At 62.8% G+C, this 23,148-nt stretch carries 22 protein-coding genes; 5 read left to right on the top strand and 17 right to left on the bottom strand.

The annotated features are described in order from the left end of the window. Nucleotides 1–60 precede the first annotated feature (60 nt). The 3 genes from NKJ11_RS32000 to NKJ11_RS31990 all read right to left on the bottom strand — a co-directional run bounded on the left by NKJ11_RS32000 (nucleotide 61) and on the right by NKJ11_RS31990 (nucleotide 1,503). A complete protein-coding gene (locus NKJ11_RS32000; protein WP_128305564.1) occupies nucleotides 61–363 on the bottom strand; it encodes a DUF1236 domain-containing protein in 303 nt (100 codons plus the stop codon). A 602-nt stretch (nucleotides 364–965) separates the two neighbouring features. Continuing rightward, a complete protein-coding gene (locus tag NKJ11_RS31995) occupies nucleotides 966–1,184 on the bottom strand; it encodes an exopolysaccharide production repressor protein (protein WP_245486367.1) in 219 nt (72 codons plus the stop codon). A 103-nt stretch (nucleotides 1,185–1,287) separates the two neighbouring features. After that, nucleotides 1,288–1,503, bottom strand: coding sequence for a hypothetical protein (locus tag NKJ11_RS31990; protein WP_023813333.1), 216 nt, complete (start codon nucleotides 1,501–1,503; stop codon nucleotides 1,288–1,290). 14 nt (nucleotides 1,504–1,517) lie between these two features. Here NKJ11_RS31990 and NKJ11_RS31985 point away from each other — a divergent pair, with 14 nt between their 5' ends. The 3 genes from NKJ11_RS31985 (at nucleotide 1,518) to NKJ11_RS31975 (ending at nucleotide 4,207) form a co-directional block, all read left to right on the top strand. Beyond that, nucleotides 1,518–1,805, top strand: coding sequence for a hypothetical protein (locus NKJ11_RS31985; protein ID WP_023813332.1), 288 nt, complete (start codon nucleotides 1,518–1,520; stop codon nucleotides 1,803–1,805). Nucleotides 1,806–3,591: 1,786 nt separating this feature from the next. Beyond that, nucleotides 3,592–3,891, top strand: a complete 300-nt coding sequence (locus NKJ11_RS31980) for a DUF1236 domain-containing protein (RefSeq protein ID WP_031213630.1) — start codon at nucleotides 3,592–3,594, stop codon at nucleotides 3,889–3,891. Nucleotides 3,892–3,961: 70 nt separating this feature from the next. Continuing rightward, a complete protein-coding gene (locus NKJ11_RS31975) occupies nucleotides 3,962–4,207 on the top strand; it encodes a hypothetical protein (protein ID WP_352795061.1) in 246 nt (81 codons plus the stop codon). Nucleotides 4,208–4,473: 266 nt separating this feature from the next. Here the strand turns inward: NKJ11_RS31975 and NKJ11_RS31970 are convergent, their stop codons facing one another. The 14 genes from NKJ11_RS31970 to NKJ11_RS31905 form a co-directional block, all read right to left on the bottom strand. After that, a complete protein-coding gene (locus NKJ11_RS31970) occupies nucleotides 4,474–5,025 on the bottom strand; it encodes an isochorismatase family protein (protein WP_023813326.1) in 552 nt (183 codons plus the stop codon). Nucleotides 5,026–5,030: 5 nt separating this feature from the next. After that, nucleotides 5,031–5,210, bottom strand: a complete 180-nt coding sequence (locus tag NKJ11_RS31965; RefSeq protein WP_245486366.1) for a WD40 repeat domain-containing protein — start codon at nucleotides 5,208–5,210, stop codon at nucleotides 5,031–5,033. A gap of 274 nt (nucleotides 5,211–5,484) precedes the next feature. Then, on the bottom strand, nucleotides 5,485–6,681 hold the full coding sequence (locus NKJ11_RS31960) for a hypothetical protein (RefSeq protein ID WP_023813323.1): 1,197 nt from the start codon (nucleotides 6,679–6,681) through the stop codon (nucleotides 5,485–5,487). A 191-nt stretch (nucleotides 6,682–6,872) separates the two neighbouring features. Then, complete coding sequence (locus NKJ11_RS31955; protein ID WP_023813322.1) at nucleotides 6,873–7,643, bottom strand: exodeoxyribonuclease III; 771 nt, start codon at nucleotides 7,641–7,643, stop codon at nucleotides 6,873–6,875. Nucleotides 7,644–7,647: 4 nt separating this feature from the next. Beyond that, nucleotides 7,648–8,292: an alpha/beta hydrolase family protein gene (locus tag NKJ11_RS31950; RefSeq protein ID WP_023813321.1), complete on the bottom strand. Its 645-nt coding sequence runs from the start codon at nucleotides 8,290–8,292 to the stop codon at nucleotides 7,648–7,650. A gap of 209 nt (nucleotides 8,293–8,501) precedes the next feature. Then, nucleotides 8,502–9,617, bottom strand: coding sequence for a tetratricopeptide repeat protein (locus NKJ11_RS31945; RefSeq protein WP_352632196.1), 1,116 nt, complete (start codon nucleotides 9,615–9,617; stop codon nucleotides 8,502–8,504). Beyond that, complete coding sequence (gene ku, locus NKJ11_RS31940; protein WP_352632194.1) at nucleotides 9,614–10,519, bottom strand: non-homologous end joining protein Ku; 906 nt, start codon at nucleotides 10,517–10,519, stop codon at nucleotides 9,614–9,616. The genes NKJ11_RS31945 and ku overlap by 4 nt, the downstream gene beginning before the upstream one ends. A 236-nt stretch (nucleotides 10,520–10,755) precedes the next feature. Continuing rightward, nucleotides 10,756–13,239, bottom strand: coding sequence for a DNA ligase D (gene ligD / locus NKJ11_RS31935; RefSeq protein ID WP_352795060.1), 2,484 nt, complete (start codon nucleotides 13,237–13,239; stop codon nucleotides 10,756–10,758). A 45-nt stretch (nucleotides 13,240–13,284) separates the two neighbouring features. Beyond that, on the bottom strand, nucleotides 13,285–13,509 hold the full coding sequence (locus NKJ11_RS31930; RefSeq protein ID WP_023813316.1) for a hypothetical protein: 225 nt from the start codon (nucleotides 13,507–13,509) through the stop codon (nucleotides 13,285–13,287). 242 nt (nucleotides 13,510–13,751) lie between these two features. Then, a complete protein-coding gene (locus NKJ11_RS31925) occupies nucleotides 13,752–14,915 on the bottom strand; it encodes a glycosyltransferase family 9 protein (RefSeq protein WP_352795059.1) in 1,164 nt (387 codons plus the stop codon). A 109-nt stretch (nucleotides 14,916–15,024) separates the two neighbouring features. Then, complete coding sequence (locus NKJ11_RS31920) at nucleotides 15,025–16,248, bottom strand: GNAT family N-acetyltransferase (protein WP_031213625.1); 1,224 nt, start codon at nucleotides 16,246–16,248, stop codon at nucleotides 15,025–15,027. Between the two features lie 12 nt (nucleotides 16,249–16,260). Further along, nucleotides 16,261–17,490, bottom strand: coding sequence for a GNAT family N-acetyltransferase (locus NKJ11_RS31915; RefSeq protein ID WP_128305557.1), 1,230 nt, complete (start codon nucleotides 17,488–17,490; stop codon nucleotides 16,261–16,263). Nucleotides 17,491–17,498: 8 nt separating this feature from the next. Next, nucleotides 17,499–18,806 (bottom strand): MATE family efflux transporter, encoded by a 1,308-nt coding sequence (locus tag NKJ11_RS31910; RefSeq protein WP_352632184.1) that lies wholly within the window; start codon nucleotides 18,804–18,806, stop codon nucleotides 17,499–17,501. Continuing rightward, nucleotides 18,803–19,972 (bottom strand): glycosyltransferase, encoded by a 1,170-nt coding sequence (locus NKJ11_RS31905; protein WP_352795058.1) that lies wholly within the window; start codon nucleotides 19,970–19,972, stop codon nucleotides 18,803–18,805. Before NKJ11_RS31905 ends, NKJ11_RS31910 begins: the two co-directional genes overlap by 4 nt. A gap of 355 nt (nucleotides 19,973–20,327) precedes the next feature. Here NKJ11_RS31905 and NKJ11_RS31900 point away from each other — a divergent pair, with 355 nt between their 5' ends. Together NKJ11_RS31900 and NKJ11_RS31895 are read left to right on the top strand one after the other, a co-directional pair. After that, nucleotides 20,328–21,497: a DUF1972 domain-containing protein gene (locus tag NKJ11_RS31900; protein WP_352677602.1), complete on the top strand. Its 1,170-nt coding sequence runs from the start codon at nucleotides 20,328–20,330 to the stop codon at nucleotides 21,495–21,497. Then, nucleotides 21,494–22,753, top strand: coding sequence for a glycoside hydrolase family 5 protein (locus tag NKJ11_RS31895; RefSeq protein ID WP_352795057.1), 1,260 nt, complete (start codon nucleotides 21,494–21,496; stop codon nucleotides 22,751–22,753). Before NKJ11_RS31900 ends, NKJ11_RS31895 begins: the two co-directional genes overlap by 4 nt. Nucleotides 22,754–23,148: the final 395 nt, after the last annotated feature.

Below are 23,148 nucleotides of genomic sequence, written 5' to 3'. Positions count from 1 at the left end.
CCCGCCACCGACGCGACGTCGGGGCGGGTTTTTCCCAAGGTCCAGTGCTGCGGGAACCCCTTAGGGCAGCACTTCAACGATCTGGCGGGTCTCCGGGTCGACGAGGACCGTCTGGTCATTGATCACCGCGACGCGGTATTTGACGTCGGGCACTTCACGCAGTTCGACAGTGTCCGGTACCGACGAGCCGAGCTTGAGTTCGACCCCCAGAAGGTTCACCGAGGCAAGCGGTTCCCTCTTGATGTATTCGCGAACGACCGTCTCCTGCTGCGGCTGGACGACGACGACGCTCTCCGCCAGCGCCGCACCCATGCCGCCCGTCAGGACGATGGCAGCCGCCGCGCTTGTAAGATAAAGTTTCATGACCGTCTCCTAGTGACAATTGAATTCCGCCCTCCATAAAAACTCCACCGCTGCCATGTGGTTCCATCCAACTTCAGAATTGAAGATGTTATGTTTGCAGCCCGGATATTAATTTGTTGCTGATCAAGCATGCGGCAGACAGCGCGGAAATGCTTGAAAACTTGCACAAATGTGTACGGACATTAGAAGACGAAAAATCCCTTCTGCAGCCGAATTGGCGAAGCACCTGTTGTCGCCGCGTCAAATCAGCCTCGCGTCCCTCTATCTCGACGATGGGAGCACGAAAAAGACTCGCCCCGCCGGGAGCAGAGCGAGCCATGGCAGTGCCGATAGAGGTGGCAACCTCACCGGTACTGCTAGAGGACGCGAAGCATGATCACTTGTTCCACCTGACGGCCTGAGCCATGCGAAGCCGGTCGCGCATGCATCATGTTCCCACGACGACGCCGAAATGTTCCCACGATACGCTGTGCCGAAACCTCCAGCGGGGCTATGCCCAGACAACGCTGTCTCTCAGTGACCAAACACCGTGATCGCGCTGTGGGCGAGGTTCCCCGAATTTGCCCGGGCGCACACGCGCGAGTGATCCTGGCCAGCCGGTCTCAAAGCTGGACACCGTCGCGATGCAATGGCGGGAAGGCGTCTACCGGATCCTGGCTCGGCACGATATCGTGCGAGCGCCTGAAGATCAGCCTCACGATGAGCACGAAGTAGCCGACCTGCAGGACAAGCAGCGTCGCTATCGTCCAGGCAAATGCCTCCCAGAAAGAGCCGGTGACCATATAGGTCCACACCGCGACAATGAGAGCCGTGGCTGACATTCCTACGAGAAACTGCCCAAAATACATGGTTTCCCCAAACCGCCGAAACCGCGCCGGTTCCAACCAGTCCCTGCTCATCCCATTTCCCGCGAACAACATTTCATTATTTTAGCAACTTCGCAAGTAAGCGGCCGATCGCCACTGCGCGCTTTCCATTGCGCGGCGACTTGGCAACGGTGGCGATCCGGCGCGCGGCGGCGGTGCCGGCGGGGCTGGGCTGACGCGCCAGCCGTCGAAAATCCAGAAGCACGCCCGCTCTTTGCACTTCGAGCAGGGGAACAAATGCCGGCACGCCGAGTTTCGCCTCCAGTTTTTTCAAGGAAGGAGGCCGGCATGGCACCGCGCAACAAACCAAGCGCCGACATCGAAGATGACGCACCGCAGGCGGATGGGCCTACCATCGAGCAGCAGGATTGGGATGCGATCAAGGGCGGCGAGATCCTGCCAGAGTCCGTGCCGGAAAACGGCGACATGCGTTACGGCGTCGAAAAAGACGGCGATCTGCCCGACGAGGACGACGATAACGCGTACCAGGACAGCGACGATGCCCTTCCCGATGATGAGGAAGAAGCCGCGATCACGCGCGATCAGACCCGCGAGGGCCGATTCGACGAGACGTGAGCCATTCGTCGCCCGAGACATGACTGCCTGTTGTTGAACTTGCCAAAGCCACATTTTCCATGCCCGGTTCGCGGGAAAATGTGCTTGGCCGGCTAAGTTTTCCGCCTAGGCATTATATCAGATTTACCTAAAATAGCGGAACATCCAAGGGACATTATCGGAACTGAACAAGGCCCCTTGGACTTTTGCGCACGACGGATAAGACCTTGGTCCTACAGGAAAAAGCAAAAGCCCGACGTGACCGATTGAAGCTTCCAACGAGGGAACATCGGGGCCGTGTTCGTCGTTTGTCGAAAGCGGCCCCGCCGGGTGCCATGCCTGGAGAACAGCGCGATGCCCCACCGATCCACCATCATCAAGACGGGCCATGGCCCAGGAACGGCGATCGCCGTGCTCATGGTTGGATTAACGGCGGTGGGCATCGTGTTCCTTCTACTCGGCAGTTCACTTTACTTCAGTGAGCAGCCTGCGGATCAACGTGCCCTGTCTTCCCCGCCCGCTCGATCGATACACGCGGCCGATAGCAAAGCGGCAAACTGAACGAGCTACTGCTGAGCCATAGCGAGATTGCCGCCGCGCAAGTCCTCCAGACTTAGGCCAGGAAGATCCGCCATTGCCGCTGTCTGCAGTGCGGCGGCCGTGCTGGTGATCATGCAGCGAAACGGACAGCTTCGGACGGTGTTTTGTCCATCGGAGAAGTTTTGGGTTGCTTGCATTAACATTAGATATATCTAATGTAGCGATGGCCGACGACCGCCAGAAGTCGGCTGGCCCGGCGTCCTCCCTTTGCACCTGGCTGCCGGGCCATTTCTTGTCCTCGCCTTGCCGTCTTCGCCTTTGTGTGGCGCGGATTCATCTTCGCGCCGTTTCGCCACGTATAGCTTCAGCCTCGACAAACAGCCTCCGGCTCGGCAGCCGCAGGAAAGATGCGGACGCCGAGCCCATCGCACTGATCAAATCGCTAGGACGTGCAGGCTAGCTGCTAAAATCGAAGGACGACCGAAGGGCCACGTCTGCGATAGCACCGGACGCGACGGCGACCATGCCGCCAGTAACTGCGGCAGACCCGTCTCCAACGCCGCCCGTGCCGGCGCCGGCGCCAGCCCCGATCCCGATCCCAGTCCCGATCCCAGCCCCGATCCCAGCGTCGATGGTCGACCGGCTGCACCTCCGCATGTGCACCTTCGTCGTCGAGGGCCTCTGCCTCAATTTCATCGAGAATGCCGTTTCCAGCGCTTGGAACACCGGCCGCTGCCTCGATCGGGCGAATTGCCCCTGCAAGGGCCGCGGCCCCGGCAATGCCAAACATCGCCGTCAAGAAGGATCGCCGATCCATAGTAACCTCCCAACGTTGCATAAGCTGAACGAAGCGCTCGGCTGCCGAATGAGCAGGCCGGCGCATGGTGAAAATAGAGGATTCGCCAGCCGCCGAAGCGGCTTGCGAATCCTATCAGCGCAGGAAGGGACGTTGCTGCGCCGATCGACGACATGTCAGCCAAGGACTATCCCCATCACCAGAAAGGTGACAGCTGTCGCGAAAATCGGTGCGAGCAACCAGCGCGCTTGGCCAACACTTTTGTCCATCTGTCTCTCCGAATTCCGGGAGACAAACAGCCATGAACAGAGAGCCGTTCCCGTCGGTAAGACCAATGCGCTCGCAGACCAGACTTAAGTCGCACGTCTCACCCGACCGAAGCCCCAGCGGAGGAACATTTTCATTTGGCTCAAGTTCAGTTGCCGTCAGCGTTGAACGATCCTGTCATGCTGACTCGCAAGGAGAAACGGTATGAAAATGCACCTAACGGGCGCCGCAGCGGCGCTATTGCTGTTGGCTGGTGTCGGCGCCGTTGCCGCTCAGGACGTTGTCATTCAGCCTGAACAGGACACGGTCATCCGCGAGTATGTGAAGAAGCAGCCTCTCGCTTCGGTCAAGGTTCCCGGTGTGGAACTGAATATTGGTAGCGCGTTGCCGGACACGGTCGAACTTCATGAGATCCCCGATGTCAAATACCGCTACGTGGTGGTCGACAACCGCACCGTCCTGGTGGATCCGGGCACCCGCAAGATCATCAAGGTCTACGATTGAATTTCGAACTGTCCAACCCGCCGCCAGCCATGGCGGCGGGTTGCCCAGCTTCCAATCAGGACGAGTGAAGATGACAAGCAAAGCTGTGACATCCCCTGCTTTGGCAGTTCGCCTGGCCGATCTCCAAGCCAGGATGCGTGATGCGCGGGTGACGGATGCCGAAATGAAAACCTTTCAAAAGGTCGCGGCCATCATGGAAGATCGTCATGGTCGGATCGATGCCGACGACCTGATTGCGGCATCGTTCCTCGCCGATCCGGTGCAGGACCCGGCAAACGCCCTGAGCGACATCCCGACAAGCCAGCAGACTTTTTGACTCCCTGACCGGGAAAGCGCGCCGAAAGTCTCAGCCGAATCCGCACTTTTGCTCCGGCCTATTCCGCTTTCGCGGAAGTTTCGAGCGGCCCGCAATGTGCAATGTTGCTAATGCGGCGGTACGAGCCGCCCTGGTTGACGCGGGCGCCCGAGCCATCCCAACAATGCGCCCCCCCGTCCGCGTCGACCACGGCAGCCGCCTGTCTTCTCTCGCGAAGTCCTCAAGCCGGCCCGCCTGATAATGCGCGCTGCGGCGACGGTCGGGCTTCAGCCGCCGACAAGCGCCTTTGTGGTCACCAGATTGACGCCGGCCTCGGCGAATTCGCCATTGTGCCTGAGGATGACCTGCTCGGCACTCTCGCTGGCATTGTCCAGCGTGCTGTGCACATCGGAGACCACGGTCACGCCGAGCCCTCTGGCGATGGCGCCCTTGACCGTCGCGGCCACGCAAAAATCGGTCTGTGCGCCCAAGAGCACGACAGCACTCGCACCCTGACCGGCAAGCCAGTCGCCGAAGGCAGGATTGCTGAAAGCATCGCGAACGGATTTGGCAAAGGTCGGCTCGTCCGCCGCTTGGCCGAGCGCGGGCCAAACCGGCCAGCCCAGCTCATCCGGTGCCAACGGGTCGCCATCGGGTCCGTCATGCCTGATAAAAGCGACCTTGCGCCCGCCGCGCCGCGCCCAATCGATCACCGCCTTGGTGCGCTCGACAATATCAGGCGCATCATGGATCGGCTGCTCGTGCACACCGTCGAACATGCCGGTCTGGAGATCGATGACGATGAGCGGCGCATTGTCTGGGAGGCTGGGTGCTGGCATGGGTTTTACATAGCACGGCGGACAGGGTGATCAAGATTTCGCTCATTCCGGCGCGCCGGCAAACAGCACCACGCCGTCGCCGCCGGTGGCCGGCAGTCGCGGATGGTGCGGTCGTTGCCGCCGGTCAGCACCGCGCCGTCGGCGGCGAAGGCCACCGCATAAATCGGGCCGGTCTGGCTGTCCAACATTGCGATCCGGTTGCCGCTATTGGAGGGCGGGCGCCTTGCCGCGCCTCCTTGGATTTATTGCAGTTTGCCGATTTCAGCCCGCATGGTTGACAGATGGCCGCAGTCTGGCATCATCGGATCGGGATTTTAGGAGAGTCTGATATGAAAAAAATCTATGTGAAGCCATCGTTCTTGAAAAAAGGCCGGTTGTCGGCGGTCACTGCGGCCAACGGCTCCTCGTTGCCGACACCGCAATAATTTCAGCGCCACCTGCTCCTGGCGCGTCCAAACCTCAACGCACCAGGATCAGGTCGTCCAACACCATTTGCCAATAGTGCTTCGTCGACAGGCGAACACGCGTTACAGCTTTGAGCATTGGAGCGTAGTGCAGCGGCGTTAGCGCCGACAGCGTGACCTCGTCGCTTGCAATCAGCTGCTCGCCAAGCCAGCTTTCGATCAGCGCCACCTCCCCTTCCGACGCCAGCCAGGCGGCGCTCAGCATGACCGAGTGAAAGCCGAACGGCCGTTCGCAGCTGAATTCGGCCGGCAGCCCGCTGCTGGTGTAGAGCACATGGTCGCCGGAAACATTACCATTGACATAGCCCTGGCTGTCCTTGGTGAAGTCGCGGGCCATCGCATTCAGGTTGCGCCACGCCAATCCGGCATGGCCAGCCGGAATTTTCCTGAGGCTGCGCGACGTCACATCGTCGAAATCGATCGTTTCGAGGGCGGCATCAGTGTCGATGCCGGCGCGTTGCGGCGACAGCAGGCCGAGATCCGCCGAGTAGGGCGATAGCGTCAGCCGCCGCGCCAAGCCGCCGCCGCTGACGCTGACCGTGTCGGCTTCTTCAGCCAGGTCGAAGCTGAAGACGGCACCCGGCGCCAGTGCCCGCGTCTCCAGGACGTACCCATTCCCCGACACGGAGAGGGTCGCTGGTCCATCGCCGGCGACGCGCCCGCTGACGCGGCGCGGCGGTGCCAGACCGACAGGCAGCAGCATCTCCTGCGATACCATCCCGGCCGGCGAACCCGGCAGCGGCAGGAAGTGTCGGGACTGAATGTCATTTTCGCTTTTCGCCTGCCAGCCGGGCGGCACCGAAACCACAAAGCGCCAGTTGCCCGGCTTGCGGATCACTGCCTTTCTGCTTTTCACCGACATGGGAAAGTTGGCAAAGCCGGCATTGTTGGTGCGCGCGGACGCGGCGAGCTTGCCGGCTTCGTCATACAGCCGCACCATGATCCCGGCCATCGGCCGGTCTCCGGCGCCGTATTTGCCGTCGCGATCGACATCGAAATAGACGAAGGACGAGTAATTGAGCATACCCCCGCGGGCGTTCCAATCGGTACGGACGGCATAGTCGGCAGCCGGATTGGTTAGCCGCCGTCCCTTGCGACGGCTGCGCTTCCGCCACAGCAGCCAGGACGCGACAGCAGCCGCAAGCACCACAATGGCGGCGGCCAGTATCTGGACAGCGCCCAAGTCAGGCATGGAGCCTCGCTTCACAAATCTCATGGGGGATTGCGTTCACGGGCGATCCGGCTGCGTTGGGCTACTTGCCGACAGGTTATTGCATGTCGGCCAAAAGCGAACCCGGATTTGGGACAGCGACATGCATCGAGACAAAGACTTAAAGCGCGTTGCAGGAATCCGTTCAAGCGCGACGCATGAAAGCAGTCGCCTTACTTCAATTCCACCCACACCGGCGCATGGTCGCTGGCGCCGTCCTCGCCGCGCACGTCGCGGTCGATGCCGGCAACGGTCAGGCGGCGTGCCAGTTTCTTCGACAGCAGGATGTGATCGAGCCGGAGGCCCGCATCGCGCGGCCAGCGGTTGCGGCGATAGTCCCAGAATGTGTAGAGCGTTTCCTTCGGATGCTTCTTGCGCAGGGCATCAAGCCAACCCTGGTCGAGCAGGCGCTGGAACGACGCCCGGCTTTCCGGCTGCACCAGCGCGTTGTCCTCATAGGAGCGGGTGGGGTAGATATCGCGCGGCTCGGGCACGATGTTGTAGTCGCCGGCCAGCACCACCGGCAGGCCGGTGTCGAGCAACTGTTCGGCATGCACCTCCAGCCGCGCGTGCCAGGCGAGTTTGTAGGCGAATTTCGGGCCGGGCTGAGGATTGCCGTTCGGCGCATAGAGACAAGCGACGATGATGCCGTTCACCGCCGCCTCGATATAGCGGCTCTGCCTGTCGGCATCGTCGCCGGGCAAGGCATCGCGGGTCAGCACTGGCTCGGCACCCCGCGCCAGGATGGCAACACCGTTCCACGTCGGCTCGCCCTTCCACACCGCGCCATAGCCGGCCGCCGCCAATGCCGAGCGCGGAAACTGCATGTCGCGCGCCTTCAGTTCCTGCAGGCAGACGACATCGGGTTTTGCCGCAGCCAGCCAAGCCAGCAAATTTTCAAGCCGGCTGTTGATGTTGTTGATGTTGAAGGAGGCGATCTTCATCGCTTCAGGAAGCGATCCGACCCGACCACGCCTTCACCGTCTCGGCCAGCGTCTTCAGATGGTCGGCCGCCGAAAATCCCGAGATGCTCTTGCGTGGCTTGAGATCATGGTCGCCATCCTCCAGCCAGATAATCTCGATGCGGTCGGAAAGGCCATAAGTCGCAACCCCGTCCCTGGTGCCGAACTCGTCGCGCGTGCCCTGGAAGATCAGCGTCGGCGTCTTCAACCCGGCGAGGTGTTTTGTCCGCAATTGCTCGGGCTTGGCCGGCGGATGGAAGGGATAGCCGAGGCAGACCAGCCCTGAAATCTCGCCCTTGGCAAACATCTCGTCGGCGATCATGGAGGCGACGCGCCCGCCCATCGACTTGCCGCCGATGATCAGCGGTCCCGTCACGCCCTTTGCCCTGAGGTCGGCTATCGCCTTGATATATTCCGGGTTGACCGTCTCGGCCCGCGGCGGTGGCTTGCGGTGGCCGTAGCGGCGCGCGGCCATATAGTGGAATTCAAAGCGCGCGACCTGGAAGCCGGCCGCGGCCAGCGCCTTGGCGGTGGCGGTCATCGAGGGCGAATCCATCGACGCACCGGCGCCGTGGGCGAGCAGAATGGTGGTGGGCGCGGTGTCGGGACCGTCGAAGAGGAAGGCGGTCATGGGGCGGTCTCGCTGGAGAGGTCGAGTTCCGTCACACCCCCCTCTGTCCTGCCGGACATCTCCCCCGCAAGGGGGGAGATTGCGCGCTCAACCGCTTTCGCCAATCTCCCACTTTGCAAGAAGGAGCGGGACGCCCAAGCTTCCGATCTCCCCCCTTGTGGGGGAGATGGCCGGTAGGCCAGAGGGGGGTGTTCAAGCGCCAGCATCACTCACCCCGCCGCCCGCGCCAGCTGCAGATCCACGAACTGCACGCCCTTGGCTGCAACCCGTGCCCATTCGGACTCCGCGTCGAGTTCGAGATACCGCGCCCATAGCCGGCGCGCCTCCAGCAGATTGCCGGCGTCGAATTCCAGCCGGGCCAGATTGAACACCGGATCGGCATAGGTCTTGTCGAGCGCGATCGCTTTCTGCAGGTGCCTTCGCGCCGAGGCTTCGCGACCTTGCTCGCTCATCAGTCCGGCCAGGTTGAACCACGCCTCGACGAAGGCCGGGTCGAGTTTTATCGCATTGATATAGTCGTGCGCGGCGTCCGCCGCGTGGCCGCCGGCGCGCAGGCAGTTGGCGCGGTTGAAGGCGGCAATCGCATCGCTCGGATCGATGGCCAGGCAGCGCTGGTAGAGCGCGGCGGCCCCATCATTGTCGCCCTGCTCCTCCGCCGCTTCCGCCTCGGCGAACAACTCCTCTAGCGTGTCGTCACCCTCTGCCCCGGCTGTTCCGAGATCGAACAGCAACTGCCCATCGAGTTCGCTCTGGCCGCCTTCGAGATAGATGGCATCGGCGCGTCCATGCTGCGAGCCGACATTGAGCGACTTGGCGGTCAGCGACGCCACCGGGCCGGAGCGGTGGACGGAGCGCGCGATCGCCCCCCATGTCGCGCCGCCGGCGATGAGCCCGGCATATTTGCGCGCCAGGATCAGGTCGCGGAAGGAATAGGGTTCAACGTCATGCTCGAACGCATCGAACAGGCCGAGCAGGTCGAGGTCGGAGCCTGATAGCCGCGACTGATCGATCAGCGATTGCCGCGACAGCGAAGACGCTTCCGGTGTCTTCATCAGTCCGAGAAGGCGCAGGAATCCGTTTTCGCTGATCAGCGTTCGATCGGCCGCGCGCTCGGCGGCGACACGGCGTTCGATCTCGGCATCGCCGTTCCTGGAGAGCCCGGCTTTGGCCAACAGTGTCCGGCCGAAGACGACATGCGTGGTGCGCCTGGTGATACCGCGCCGCAGCTGGCCGTGTCGGCGTTCCACTTCCCGCGCAGCCAGCCTGAGCGGAAAAGCCGCCAGCGCGCCTCTCGTGCCAAAAACAGCGCCGGTCGGTGCCGTCATCTCTTGCTCTTGCCGACCGCCTTCAGCAGATTGGCCTTCAACGGATTTTCAGCAGCACCACCCGCTGCCGCCTTCTTCGCGGCGGGCTTGGCAACCTCGTCGGCCTTGCTTTTCGACTTGGCCGGCGGCTTCGATTGCGACAGGCTCGCCTTGAGCGCATCCATCAGATTGATGACATTACCGCGCTCGGGTGCCGCCGCGATGATCGGCTTGTGGCCTTTCAGCTTCTCGCGGATCATCGTCATGAGTGCCGCCTCGTAGCGGTCCTCATAGTTCTTCGGATCGAAGGTGGTTTCCTTCTGCTTGATCAGTGCTTCGGCGAGCTGCAGCATTTCGGGATCGGGCTTGCCGGCTGGGATGTTGCCGAAATATTCAGCCGTGCCACGCACTTCGTTCGGATTCCTCAAGGTGCACACGAACATGCCGTTCTCGCGCGCGCCGATCGTCACCACCCGCTCGCGGCTCGACAGCACCAGGCGTGCGATCGCCAGCTTGCCGGATTTGCGCATGGCTTCGCGCAGCACGGCGAAGGTCTCTTCCGCCATCGCGCCGTCAGGCGCCATGTAGTAGGGCGCGTCCTGATAGATGACGTCGACCTCGTCCTCGTCGACGAAGGCCTCGATGTTCATCGTGTGATTGGATTCGATGCGCACCGCATCGAGGTCGGCATCATCTATGATGATGTACTGCTTGTCCTCGTATTCGTAGCCCTTGACCAGATCAGCACGCTCGACGAGCCCCAATTCGGGGTCGACCGGTTTCATGTTGATGCGGTTATGGGTCTTCTTGTGCAGCTGGTTGAAGCTGATGCGCTCGCTGGCGCTGGTGGCGGGATACAACCGCACCGGACAGCTGACGAGGCTGAGTTTGAGGTAACCTTTCCAACTTGCCCTGGGCGCCATGAAACACTCCTACGCGGCCACGCACTGACATTGACTGCAGCGCTTTCGTCCGAAGGACGAACGAGGCTGCGTAAATCCTACACCGACCCCGCACAATACAGGCAAATCCCTGACGAAATCTTCCGCCACGTCTTTGAGGTCGTGGCGGAGAGAATAATTCAAATTGTCGGAAGCGTCGATGGCGTTGGGTTCCTCGCCCCGCAACGCTCTCCCCCATTTCCTGGGGGCCGAGGAACCTAGTTCTTCAAGGTCGGCAAATCCCGCGCGAACTCGTCGATCTCGGCCCACGGATCGCCCGACGTCGCCAGCAGCCCCGGCAGGGAGGAATAGTTCAGATCCTGCGGCGCATCGATGGATTCGAGGTCACTCCAACTGACCGGCGTCGAGGCCGGCAGATTGGTGCGGGCGCGCAGCGAGTAAGGTGCTGCCGAGGTGTGGCCGCGCGCATTGCGGTGATAATCGATGAAGATGCGCTTCTTGCGGTTGTCCTTGCCCATGGTGGTGGTGAAGGTGTCAGGCGCCGTTGCCGCCAGATGCGTGGCGATCGCGCTGGTCGCCTGGTGCAGCTTCTTCCAGTTCTGCGCGCCCGTCACCGGCACGGTGATGTGGATGCCGCTGCCGCCGGAGGTCTTGGCGAACGGTACCAGCCCCAGGCGCTCCAATTCGTCCTTGATGTGCACGGCGGCCTCGACCACCTCGCGCCATGAAATCCCTTCTCCCGGATCGAGGTCGAGGACGATCTGGTCGGGCCTGTCGAGGCTGGTGCGGTGGGTGCCCCAGGTGTGGAACTCGACGACGCCGAACTGCGCCAGCGCCAGATACCCTTTCGCGCCTTCAACCGAGAGATAGGATTTGGTCTCGCCCTCGGAATTCGTCGCCTCGAATGTCACCACTGAGGGCGGCATGCCGGTGAAGGCGTGGCGCTGGAAGAAGCAATCCTTCGGCAGGCCGGTCGGGCAGCGCACCAGCGACACCGGCCGGCCGAGGATGTGCGGCAGCATGAAGTCGCCGACCAGCGCGTAATAGACCGCGATGTCGAGCTTGGTCGGGCCGGTCTTGCCGAACAGCCGGCGCGTCGGGTTGGTCACCCAGATTGTGGCAAGGTCGGCCTCGGCGATCAGCCGCTTGCGTTTGGACGAGACCGGCGTCGACAGGCCGACATCCCTCAAACCACGGAAGACGCCGTGGCGCAGCGCATTGTCTGAGGTGCGGTTGGCGTAATGAATGCGCGCCGACAGCAGCGGCCGCACCCAGTTCATCTCGCGCATGATTTCGCGCGGGACACCCTCGGGCGGGGTGGCGCCTTCCCGCAGCGGCTCCAGCCTGGCGAGCAACTCACCGGCGGTGGCGGCATCGAAACCGGTGCCGACCTTGCCGCGATAATGCAATTCACCACCCTCGAACTCTGCCATGCCGAGCGCCGCCAGCCCTTCGGCCGCATCGGAGATGGTGAAGCCGGCGATGACGAAGTCGTCCGACAGCAGTGCCTTGGTCTTGGTCCAGCTTTTGCTTCGGCCGCTCTGATAGATGGCCGTGGCGCGCTTTGAGACGACACCCTCCAGCCCGAGTTCCGACACCTGGTCGTAGAGCCCCTGCCCCGAACCTTCGACATGGTCGGAGAACTGGATGGCGGAATTGGCGCCGACGCCCGACAGCATCTGCGCCAGCAGCGCCTTGCGCCGGACCAGCGGCGCCTTGGTCAGGTCCCAGCCGTCGAGGTGGAGAAGATCGAAGGCGTAGAAATGGAGCTTGTTGCCGGCGCCCTCGGCCAGCGCATCCTGCAGCAGCGCGAAGCGGCTGATGCCCCGGGCGTCGAGCACCACGATCTCGCCGTCGATGATGGCATCGCGGCAGGGCAGCTTCGCGAACGCATGCGGCAGGTCGCCATAGCGCTTCGTCCAGTCGATGCCGCCACGGGTGATCAGCTTGACGACGCCGCCAGTGAGATGCGCCATGGTGCGGTAGCCGTCGAATTTGATCTCGTGCAGCCAGACTTGTTGGGTGTCGTCGCCATCGGGTGGTTTTGGAACCTGCGTCGCCAGTTGCGGCTCGATACGGGCAAGCATGGGAGCCTTGAACACGCCCGGCAGCGTGCCGGGCTTCAGCGATCCCTGTCTGGGCGCGGGTTTGGTGGCGGGCTTCGCCGGCGCCGCCAGTTCCTCGATGCGCAATCCGGATTTGACGCTTTCCGGCCGGGCCGTGAGGATGTCAAGCGCGGTGTCGGCGGCGAGGTCGCGCTCCTTGAACAGCAGCCAGTTCTTCTTGTTTTCGTCTTCGCCGGGTTTCGGCTTCAGCCGGGTCAGCATCCAGCCGCCATTGAGCTTGTCGCCGGCCAGCCGGAACTTGAAGGCGCCGGTTCGCAAGCTCTTTTCGACGTCGTCCATCGGCGCCCATGTGCCGGTATCCCAGACGATCATCGGCCCGCCGCCATATTCGCCCTCGGGAATGACACCCTCGAAGTCGATATATTCGAGCGGATGATCCTCGGTCTCGACCGCCAGCCTCTTGTCGGCCGGATTGAGCGAAGGCCCGCGCGGCACCGCCCAGCTCTTCAAGACATCGCCGACCTGCAGGCGCAGATCATAATGGTCAGCGGTGGCGTGGTGCTTGTGGACGACGAAGCGGTTGCCGTCGCTGCTGACGAGCCCGCCAACCGGTTCCGGCGTCTTGGCGAATTCGCGTTTGGCGCGATAGGCTTTGAGCTTTGGCGGAGTCGTCATCGCCAGGATCGAAGCACGGCGGCCAGGAACAAGCCAGTCACGCTCTCAATCGTCAGCGGCCGGCGTCAACTCGAGCTCCGCCGGCGACAGCCCTTGCTGCAGCTGGCTCAGCCGGAATTCGTCGACCCAATAGGCCTCGCCGTCGACCAGAACCCGGGCCTGGTAGGTGCCTGCCGAAAAACGCTGCGCGGTGATGTAGACCTTGTGACGATCGAGCGCCTTGCGCACCGCGGCGCGCTTGGAATTCTGACCTGTGACGGGACTGAACATGACACTGCCCTCGGTCGCCCTGACACGCAACGCGGCCGCTGCCGGCAGCCTGACGACTGGGGCCAAGGATGGCGGAGACGCGCCGTCCTGTCAATTTCGCGGACAGCGCAGGATGCGGCCCGGTCAAATTTACCAATCTTTTGAATATGCTTGGGCCTTGGCCTGAATCAAGACGTGAAGCACACGAAGATGAACTGTGCACCACCACGCCACCAAAACTATCGTCCGTCGCTGCCGCTCTGCTACGCGGCCGGCGTGCCCGAATGAGCAGATTTTTGAACTTCCGTGCCGATGAGATCGAGTGTCCCCGCCGCAACATCGGCAACCTGGAGCCGCTGGACGCAATAGACCCCACCGGCGTTGTTTTCTTTACACAAACCTGGAGCGATGCATGGGCAAGGCATGGGCGGCTGGAGCGTCCGGTTGGGGACACCGAATGGGCCCCATTGCTCAGGCGACGTCAGACCGTACAGCCCCACCGCTGGAGTTCCGACAGAGGCCGCGATGTGCATCGGGCCGCTCTCATTGCCAAGAAAGATCGACGCTTCGGCCAACAATGCTGTCAAGACCTCAAGCGAGGCTTTTCCGACGACACTTGCGACCGGCGATGCTGCCATTTCAAGGATCCTTTGCGCGGCAAGCCCTTCATCCGGCCCACCAACGAGGAGGGATCGCAGCCCGGTTTTGGCGTATACCTCATCGATGACCGCAGCAAAATGTTGCGGCGGCCAGCAACGGCCTTCAAACCTCGCGCCGGCATGCACGGCCACATAGGACTTCTTCGCCAAAGCGTTTTCCGCAAGAAGCCTGGCACACTCTTCCTGGGCAGTCCTGGTCGGTTGCAGCCGAGGCGTTGGGTCCTGATAATCCAACCCGAGGGCGCTGAGTGGAGACAGGTTCCTGTAGAGATAATGCGGTCCGCCATGTCCGAAGGTCGCGGCGAGCACGTTTGCAAGCTGGATTTCCCAGAACTTCATCGGATGCTCGGAAGGATCGAAGCCGACGCGAAGTGGAGCCCCGATCAAGCGATGCATGATCCGCGAGGTTTTTGAATCGGTAAGGTCGATGCTAAGATCGAATTTCCGACGCCGCAGATCAGAGATGACGCCACGATGGTCGCTCAAACGCTTGAGCAGAGTCCTTCCTCTGCCACGGGATTCAAAGCCAACGGCCACATCGGCGATCCCTTGCGCGACAATGAACTGCTTGAGACCAGGCGCACAAAGCATGGTTACCGATGCTTGCGGATAAGCAAGACGCAGATTGCGAACCAAAGCAGATGTCAGAACGACATCTCCAATGTACTTCGTTTGAATAATGAGGATGGAACGAATCCCATCTCCTAAACTTGCATCCATCGATATGATCTGCCGAAAACGCCGACTTAAAAAATCTGCCGAGGACACTCATTTCTGAACGGCAAGCGGCGCTTTCAGATATAGAGCCAACCAACCCAGTCAACAAGCTTGCCGGCCTTGGTGCCTCTTTGCATCGGTCGTCGGCAAACGCTCGTCCTCAGTCCTTCAATCGCCGCAAGCGGCGCGTCAGGCCCTGGACGGCCTTGAGCAGCCGGGGACGCGACCGCGTCATGCCTTCGACCCGGCTGCGCAGCAAAATGGCTGCGTTCGCAGCCCTGCCCCGCACCGTCACCGGTTCGCAGATCTCGGCCAGTACCGAGCTCGAGGCACCGATATGTTGCTTGTAGCCCTGGCCGCCGACCGACAGGTCGAAATAGTCGAAGCCCCGCTCGCATCCCCACACCATCAGCTTGCCCATCGTCGTCAGGCCGGGTGAGACATTGGCGACCGTATTCTGGTCGATGCCGAGCAGGAGGGCGTGAAGTGTGCCTTTTCTCACCAAAACATAGATGGAGGCAAGCCAGGCTTCACCGACGCGTAGTCCGAAGAGCCGCACCGATCCGTTGGACAGGCCTTGTAGCGCCGCGGCGCGGTAGAAATCGACGACCGGGGCCTGCGTCAGGAGGTCGAAACGCCCGAGCTCACGAAAACGCTTGAGCCGCAGTTCCAGCAGTGCATCCAGGAGCTCCTCGGCCAGGTCAGGCGTATCGGCCTCGACCAGAGCGAGGCCACCAAGCTGTTCGAAGCCGCGGCAATGCTTGCGGAAGGCCTTGGCAAAGGACGGCTTGCAGATTCGCTTGATGAGCGTCTCCGGGTCGCCATGCAGGACGAGGCCGGAGGTGACCTGGATGGAGTCGCGCGCCACCGAAAGCAATGCCAGCGGATTGGCCACGCCGTGGACCTGCTGCGGAATTCCCGCGATATGGATGCGATCCGCCGATGGCAGCACGGCACGGACCGCTGCCCACATGGCGTCGGCACTCTGCCTAGTCCACGCTCTCCCATCCGCCAGCAGCGGCACCGCGTAGTCGCACACGCGGCAGCTCAGCCATTCGATCACGTGGTGGCCGAGAGCCCGGCGCCGCATCAGCGGCAGCAGCATGGCCGGCGCGCCGGTCACGGCGTCACTCACCTCGACGAGGACCAGATCCGCGTCTTTGGGCATCAGCCGTGCGGCGATTCCTTCGACCCAGGCATAATGCTGGTGGGCAGTGCAGACGCCGTGAGCTTCAAGGAGCAGCCATAGCAGCCTTACGGTGTCGAAGCTGGTGTGCAGCCGAGCCGTGAAGTGCGCGGTTGCATCAACGTTGGCGACAGTCGGGGAAAATGGCCCACCGGGCAAATCCCCTATCGGAGTCGTTCCCGCCGCGTAGCTTGCCACATGCTTCTCCCGTCATTCTGATCCCCCACGCAGGCGCCGCAAACCCCGCATCAGTCCCTGGAGCCTCTTCAGCAGCCGAGGTTTGGAGCGCACGAACACCTCGGCCCGGTTGCGGATCTCGATGGCTGCGCTCACGGCGCTGCCTCGCACCGTAATCCCGTGGCAAAGCTCGCGCAGGCCCGAACCCAAGGCACCCATATGTTCCTTATAACTCTGGTTGCCTACCGACAGGTCGAAATAATTGAAATCGCGCCCGCGCGCCCAGCTCATCAACTTGCCCATGATCAGAAGTCCCGGCGAGACATTGGGCACCGCGCCCTGATCGATTGAGATCAGCAGAGCATGAACGGTGACTTGATGGATCAGCAGGTATTGGACCGCGATCAGAGCTTCACCAACACGCAACCCGAAGAGCCGCACCGACCCATCAGACAGGCCCTCGAGAGCGGCGTTTCGATAGAAGTCGACAACCGTCGCCTGCGTCAGCAGGTCGAAGCGGCCCAGTTCGCGAAAGCGGCTGAGCCGCATCCGGACGAGGCCGCCGAAGATGACCTCCACCAGGGCCGGTGTGTCGGCTTCGACCAGTTCCACGTCGCCAAGCCGTTCGAGGCGGCGCCAGTCCTTGTTGAAGGCCTTGACGAAGGATGGCCGGCATAGGCGCTTGAGGACGGTTTCCGGGTCGCCGTCGATGGCGAGACCGAAGCTGGTATGCAGGGAATCGCGCGTGGCCGCGAGCAAGGCCAGCGGATTGGCGACGCCGCTGATCGATTGCGGAATTCCCGTGATCTGGATGCGGTCCGCCGGCGGCAGCACGGAACGCACCGCGGCCCACGCGGCCTGCGCCGATTGCGTCGTCCACGGGCTGGCATCGGCCAGCAGCGGTGCCGAATAGTCGCAAACGCCACAGCTCAGCCATTCGATCACCCGATGGCGGAAGGCCGGTCGCCGTATCAGCGGCACCAGCATTCGCGGCGCACCCGTGACGGCATCGTTTACCTCCACGATGAGCAGTTCCGCACCTTGCGGCATCAGCCGCGCAACGATCCCCTCGGCCCAGGCATAATTCTGGTGGGCGGTGCACACACCGTCCGTCTGGAGGCGCAGCCAGAGCGGCCTCACCGCTTCCAGGCTGGTGTGGAGCCGCGCCGTGTAGGCATCGATGGCGACGACGGTGGCTGGATGGGAGGACTGGCCATCGGGCGAGCCGGCCACCGCAGCAATTTGCACCGCCTGGACTGCCATGTTTTTTCCTATCGCTTTGCCGTAGCGAACGGCAGCGTGCGCCGCCACGCGCCCAACCGGCTGTCGCGCGCCTCATCGGGATGCTCGATATTCCACATGCGGTGATGCGCGAAATACCACGATGCCACGAGCACGAACATCTCGGAGACCGCGGAACCCAACAACGCCCACGGCGGAGACGCGATTGCCAGCAGGGCCGCGATCAGCGCCAGGCCGACGACCGCGCCGCCCGTGGTGATGAACGCGACGATCCGAAAATCGCCGAGTATTTCAAGCACGATGCGGGGCATGATATAGAGCATGATAGGGACGAAATTCGCGATCACGAAAAGTCCGATGAACCAGGTCGAAGCGTCTTGGAGAGCCTGGGATTTTATCATCGGCAGGACGAACATGATCGCACATCCATAAGCAAGGCCGCCGAGCCCCATGACGAGCGCCCAGATCTTGGCCTGCGTCCAGACACGGCCTGTTTCATTGTTCCGCATCAGCCTGGCGAGATCCGGCTGCGTCATGTTGACGAACGCAAGGCTGATGATGCGCAGCGGAGCAAACAGCACCAGAACCGCCGCCAGCGGTGCGTAGGCGGCTGGCCCGGCAATGCCGGCGACCAGCAGCGCCAGACATTGACCCTGGATGTTGGTGGTGGTCGCGCTGAATGCCGACCAGCGCAGCTGGGGCCAGAGCCTGACATAGCGTCGCCGCGTCGGCATGCGGAAGCTGATGCGAAGCGAGCGCCGAGCCAGCCGGACCAGGACGAAAATGCCGAACACATTTGCCGCGGCTAGTGCATAGAACACGGTCTGCAGCGGGTCTTGGACCAACCATATCGACAGCCCGGTCAGGACACAGCCGGCGACTGTAAAAGCGCCATCGCTGACCGAGACGACAACTTGCTGGCGCCGTGCGAAGAAAGCCGTGCGCATATGGCTGCGCAACGACCAGGCACCGACGAAGCAGCCGGCGGCAATTCCGCTTGGGTCGCCAAGAACATGCATCAGGACTGCCGTGCCGACGGCCATCAGCAAAGCCACGATCAGCGCCGCCGTTCCGAACGCCACGTCATAGGTATCGACGCCGGCGCTGTTGGTGCTCTTGCTCATCCAGATGCTGGCGGGAACGGCGGTGAGCGACCTGATATAGGACAGGCCGACACCGCCCATCACCATGCCGATGGCGAAGAGGCCGTAGCCCTGCGCCGACAGCATGTGCAACAGCATGATGTTGAGGGCAAAATGAAAGCCGCTCTGCATCGCCTCGCCGCCGATCATCAGCACGAGGCGTCGAACCAGATGGCTCGGAAACGCTAGCTTCACGGCCGTGTCTCCGCTTCGCGGGCAGCAGGCGCCCTGCCCGGCCGAGCGATGGTCGTCTTCAGCTTGTCGGCGGCGATCGCGGTGATCGCCGCGGCCGCGACCGGCTCGCTGAAGATCGCCTCGTAGCGCGCGCGCCCGGCAGCGACAAACCCGCGCCAGGCCTCAGGGGCGAGGATGATCTCCTGCAATTTCGCGCCAAGAGCTGCTGCGTCGCCGGGCGGGACATGCCAGCCGGTCTCCCCGTCGCTGACCACTTCCACCAGCCCGCCGATCGCCGACACAAGCGGCGGCCGGCCGTAAGCCATCGCCTCTATGGCGACGCGGCCCAGCGATTCCGGACGCCGCGACGGCACGGTGACGATATCGGCCCATCGATAATGCTCAGAGGGGTCGGGAATGAAAGGCAGGACTCTGACGCGCCCAGTAAGCCCCATGGTTTCGACCAGTTCGGCAAGCGCATGCTCGCGCTCGGTGCTTTCGAAGGCGCCGCCGACCAGCCGCACCTCGATCCTCGCCTGGAGTTCCGCCGGCATCGAGGCGATCGCCTCCAGCAGGATTTCCTGCCCCTTGATCCGGTTGATACGGCCAAGCAGCAGCACCCGCAATGGACGCTTGCCGTCATATGTCATCGGTTCGACCGCCGCCGGCCCGGCAACACCGTTGTAGACGACATACGCACGCGCCGCCTTGGGATCACCAAACGCGGCGCGTGTCGCGCGTGAATTGAAGATCAGATCCGCGTGGCTCCAGCGCATCAGGCCGACAAGTACCCTGCGCATGGCGCCTTCGGGGATTTCGTGGATGTGCAGGACGGCCTTATGGGGAAGAAGGCGTGCGGCCAGCGCGTAGTCGGCCACGATCGAGGTGTTGACATAGACGAGGTCGCAATGCTTGAGGCGCCGCCACGCCCTGAACACGGCAACCGGCAATCGCGCCATCTCGACGGTCGCAAGGCGCGCAATGGCCTGGCGCCTCAGCACCCAGAGCGGTTCGAAGACGATCCGGCTGGCATGCGCTTCCAGAATCCGCACGATCGGCCCGCTACGCGGCAAAACCACTTCGATGTCGGCCGACGGAAACGCGGCGCGCAACGCGGCAACGCTCTCCGCGAAGCTGCGGTCAGAACCATAGAGTTCATAACCCTGATGAACGCAGGCAATCCGCATCTTTATATCCCGCCGGGTGCTACAACCATCGCGCTGGGCGATTGTGGCAGAAGCCCGTCCGCAAGAATCATGCCTGGTTCGATACGTCCGACTATCGGTTGATATGTCCGACTATCGGTTCGATACGCCCGACTGCCGGCCGTACGCCCCAGGCATTGCTTCGTTTCGATACAGCTACGCACAGAAGGGTTGACCGAGAATGAAACAACCATCGGCTTCAACACCGTTTTTTTACAACCCCGCGCGATGATCCCTCGCAAGATACTGAAATCGGGAGGTGGCACGGAAGTTGCCATCTGCTCATTATAAATTAAGCAATATCTAATATATGAGACATGTGAAAGTGCCGCCGGCCATGAAACCAGAAACGCCCGCCATTCTGATCCTGGGGACCCGCGGCATACCCGCGGCCCATGGCGGCTTTGAAACCTTTGCCGAAAAACTGGCGCTGTTTCTTGTCGGGCGCGGTTGGAAAGTTGGCGTCTATTGCCAAGATGAGGTCGAGCGGATCGACCAGAGGGTGCGCAGCGAAACCTGGCGCGGCATCGAGCTCATTCACATCCAGGTCGCCTCCAAGGGACCGCGCGCGACGCTGGAATTCGACTGGCAATGCGCCCGCGACGCCGCCCGGCGACCGGGTGTTTGCCTGGTGCTCGGCTACAATGGCGCGGTCTTCCTGACCTGGCTCAGGCTGAAGCGACGCAAGATCTTCACCAACATGGACGGCATCGAGTGGCGCCGCCCAAAATGGGGAATGGCGGCGCGAACCTGGTTCTGGGTCAACGAATGGATCGGCGCATGGGCCTCGCATCGGCTGGTCGCCGATCATCCCGCCATCGCAGATCACCTGGCGACACGCCGGCCGCGCAGCGCCATCGCCACCATCGCCTATGGCGCCGATCCAGTGGCATCGGCGCCCGAGGCGCCGGTGCGGGCGCTCGGCCTCGAGCCCGGGCGCTATCTCATCTCGATCGCGCGCATCGAACCCGACAACAACATCCTGCCGATCGTCGAAGCTTTTTGCTCCGCCAAGCGCGACATGAAGCTGGTGGTGCTGGGAACGCTGTCCGACGACATCCCCTATCATGCCGCCATCCGCAAGGCGGCGAATGGCTCGGTGGTCCTGCCGGGCGCCATCTACGACCAGGCGACGGTCAAGGCGCTCAGATACCACGCCCGCGCCTATCTGCATGGCCACACGGTCGGCGGCACCAACCCCTCGCTGGTCGAGGCGCTGGCGGCCGGCAACATGGTGATCGCCCACGACAATCCCTACAACAGATGGACCGCCGGGGCTGCGGCGATCTACTTCACCGACAAGGACAGTTGCGCCAAGCGGATGCAGCAGGCGCTGGACGATGATGCCCTGGTCAAGGCCTGCGGTGTTGCCGCCAGGGCGCGCGCCCGCGAAGCCTTTCGCTGGGACGATGTCCTGCTTGCCTATGAAAATGAGGCCTATCATTTGCTCGGCATGACTGCCGCCAAGACCACCGCGATGGATCACGCATCGCCAGGAACCGTATGACAGGCTGGTCGCGCCGGCGGGTGCTGCGGACGGCGCTGTCCACCGCGGCGGCTCTCGGCTCGCTCCCGGTCGCACCAATCGCTCGCGCAGCCGCCGGGCCGCGATTTCGGCGCGGCGTCAACGCCTGGCCCTGGTTCTCGCTGACGCGCGAATTTCCCGCTCCGCGCACCGACTATGACTGGCCGCCCTTCCAGTCGCAACGGCCGGTGCCGACCCCGGACGACCTGCGTCGGCTGCGCGGGACCGGGCTCGATTTCATCCGTCTGCCTGTTGATCCCGGCCCTTTCCTGGCCGCCGACGCCGCCACGCGCGGCAAGTTGCTGGACATGCTGGACGCGGCTGTCACGGCCACCCTCGACGCCGGTCTCGGCATCATCGTCAACATCCAGGCCAATGCGGCCACCCATTACTGGAACCCCGACCGCATGGTCTCCAGCACCGTGGCACCCGCCTTCGATCTCTATCGCGGGCTGGTCGGCGAGCTTGCCGGCAGGCTGGCGCGGTTCCAGCCCGGCAGGGTGGCGCTCGAGCCGGTCAACGAACCGGCGCAGGCCTGCGCGTCGAACGTCTGGTTGCAAATTCAGCTCGCGCTTCTGACGGCGGCAAGGGCATCGGCAGCGACCCTGCCGCTGGTCGTCACCGGAGGCTGCGGCTCGATGGTGAGCGGACTGACCGCGCTCGATCCGGCACCGCTGTCGCCCTTCGAACCGATCCTGTTCACCTTTCACTTCTATGAGCCCTATCTGTTCAGCCATCAGGGCGCGCCCTGGATGCGCGAGCCCGTCTACCGGTCGCTCAACAATGTGCCGTGGCCGGCATCCGCCGGCTCGCTGCAACAGACGCTGGCATCGGTCAGGGCGCGCATGGCGCAGGACACCGAAACCCCTGAAGACGCCAAGCAGGCAGCCTATGCCGAGACCGAGCGTGTGCTGAAAGTCTATTTCGACGCCCGGCCCGACCGCTGGTTTGTCGACAAATATCTTCGCCAGGTTCGCGACTGGGCCGACGGCCACGGCCTTGCGCCGGAACGCATCATCATGGGCGAGTTCGGCGCGCTGCGCACCGACGCCCGCTATGTCGCCGCGCCCAACCCGGATCGCGGGCGCTACATCGCCGATGTCAGGCGGAGCGCCGAGGAACTCGGCTTCGCCTGGGCACTGTGGGATCTCTTCGACGGCATGGGCATGATGGACGATACCACCCGGGCGGTGGACCCGGCGGTGATCGAGGCGCTTGGCTTGGTTATACCGGAGTAGGTCGGTTGAAGGCTACCACCAGTGGCAATCACTGACCTCAGGGATTAGCCGAAAGCCACCCTCTCTTCGTCATCCTAGGGCGGAGCAAGGAGCGAAGCGACGCGGCGCAGACCCTAGGATCCATGCCGGGACATTGAAGCGTCGCAGCGGTGAATAGCTCGACCGGCCGGAGCGCTTCTACCGATGACCAATCTCGGCCAAGACGGGAAGCGCGAGACGCTGGGTCTGCACCGCCGCGTCCTTCGATCTCCGTCGCGGCATGGATCCTAGGGTCTCCGCGACGGAGCTTCGCTCCTGCTTCGCCCTAGAGCGTTTCATATTTTGACGGAAGCGTAGCCTGCGTTTTCGAAGTAGTTCTTGCATTCGGCTGCCTCGATGGTTTCGACGAGGTGGCC

Source organism: Mesorhizobium sp. M0243, from assembly GCF_040321775.1.
Taxonomy (GTDB): domain Bacteria; phylum Pseudomonadota; class Alphaproteobacteria; order Rhizobiales; family Rhizobiaceae; genus Mesorhizobium.
Note: the sequence above shows the minus strand (reverse complement) of the source record. Positions and strands in the feature narration are given on the sequence as shown.

Coding starts and splice junctions, on each gene's coding strand:
- NKJ11_RS32000 (WP_128305564.1), bottom strand. CDS start 363: ATGAAACTTTATCTTACAAGCGCGGCGGCTGCCATCGTCCTGACGGGC.
- NKJ11_RS31995 (WP_245486367.1), bottom strand. CDS start 1,184: ATGTCAGCCACGGCTCTCATTGTCGCGGTGTGGACCTATATGGTCACC.
- NKJ11_RS31985 (WP_023813332.1), top strand. CDS start 1,518: ATGGCACCGCGCAACAAACCAAGCGCCGACATCGAAGATGACGCACCG.
- NKJ11_RS31980 (WP_031213630.1), top strand. CDS start 3,592: ATGAAAATGCACCTAACGGGCGCCGCAGCGGCGCTATTGCTGTTGGCT.
- NKJ11_RS31975 (WP_352795061.1), top strand. CDS start 3,962: ATGACAAGCAAAGCTGTGACATCCCCTGCTTTGGCAGTTCGCCTGGCC.
- NKJ11_RS31970 (WP_023813326.1), bottom strand. CDS start 5,025: ATGCCAGCACCCAGCCTCCCAGACAATGCGCCGCTCATCGTCATCGAT.
- NKJ11_RS31960 (WP_023813323.1), bottom strand. CDS start 6,681: ATGCCTGACTTGGGCGCTGTCCAGATACTGGCCGCCGCCATTGTGGTG.
- NKJ11_RS31955 (WP_023813322.1), bottom strand. CDS start 7,643: ATGAAGATCGCCTCCTTCAACATCAACAACATCAACAGCCGGCTTGAA.
- NKJ11_RS31950 (WP_023813321.1), bottom strand. CDS start 8,292: ATGACCGCCTTCCTCTTCGACGGTCCCGACACCGCGCCCACCACCATT.
- NKJ11_RS31945 (WP_352632196.1), bottom strand. CDS start 9,617: ATGACGGCACCGACCGGCGCTGTTTTTGGCACGAGAGGCGCGCTGGCG.
- ku (WP_352632194.1), bottom strand. CDS start 10,519: ATGGCGCCCAGGGCAAGTTGGAAAGGTTACCTCAAACTCAGCCTCGTC.
- ligD (WP_352795060.1), bottom strand. CDS start 13,239: ATGACGACTCCGCCAAAGCTCAAAGCCTATCGCGCCAAACGCGAATTC.
- NKJ11_RS31930 (WP_023813316.1), bottom strand. CDS start 13,509: ATGTTCAGTCCCGTCACAGGTCAGAATTCCAAGCGCGCCGCGGTGCGC.
- NKJ11_RS31915 (WP_128305557.1), bottom strand. CDS start 17,490: ATGGCAGTCCAGGCGGTGCAAATTGCTGCGGTGGCCGGCTCGCCCGAT.
- NKJ11_RS31905 (WP_352795058.1), bottom strand. CDS start 19,972: ATGCGGATTGCCTGCGTTCATCAGGGTTATGAACTCTATGGTTCTGAC.
- NKJ11_RS31900 (WP_352677602.1), top strand. CDS start 20,328: ATGAAACCAGAAACGCCCGCCATTCTGATCCTGGGGACCCGCGGCATA.
- NKJ11_RS31895 (WP_352795057.1), top strand. CDS start 21,494: ATGACAGGCTGGTCGCGCCGGCGGGTGCTGCGGACGGCGCTGTCCACC.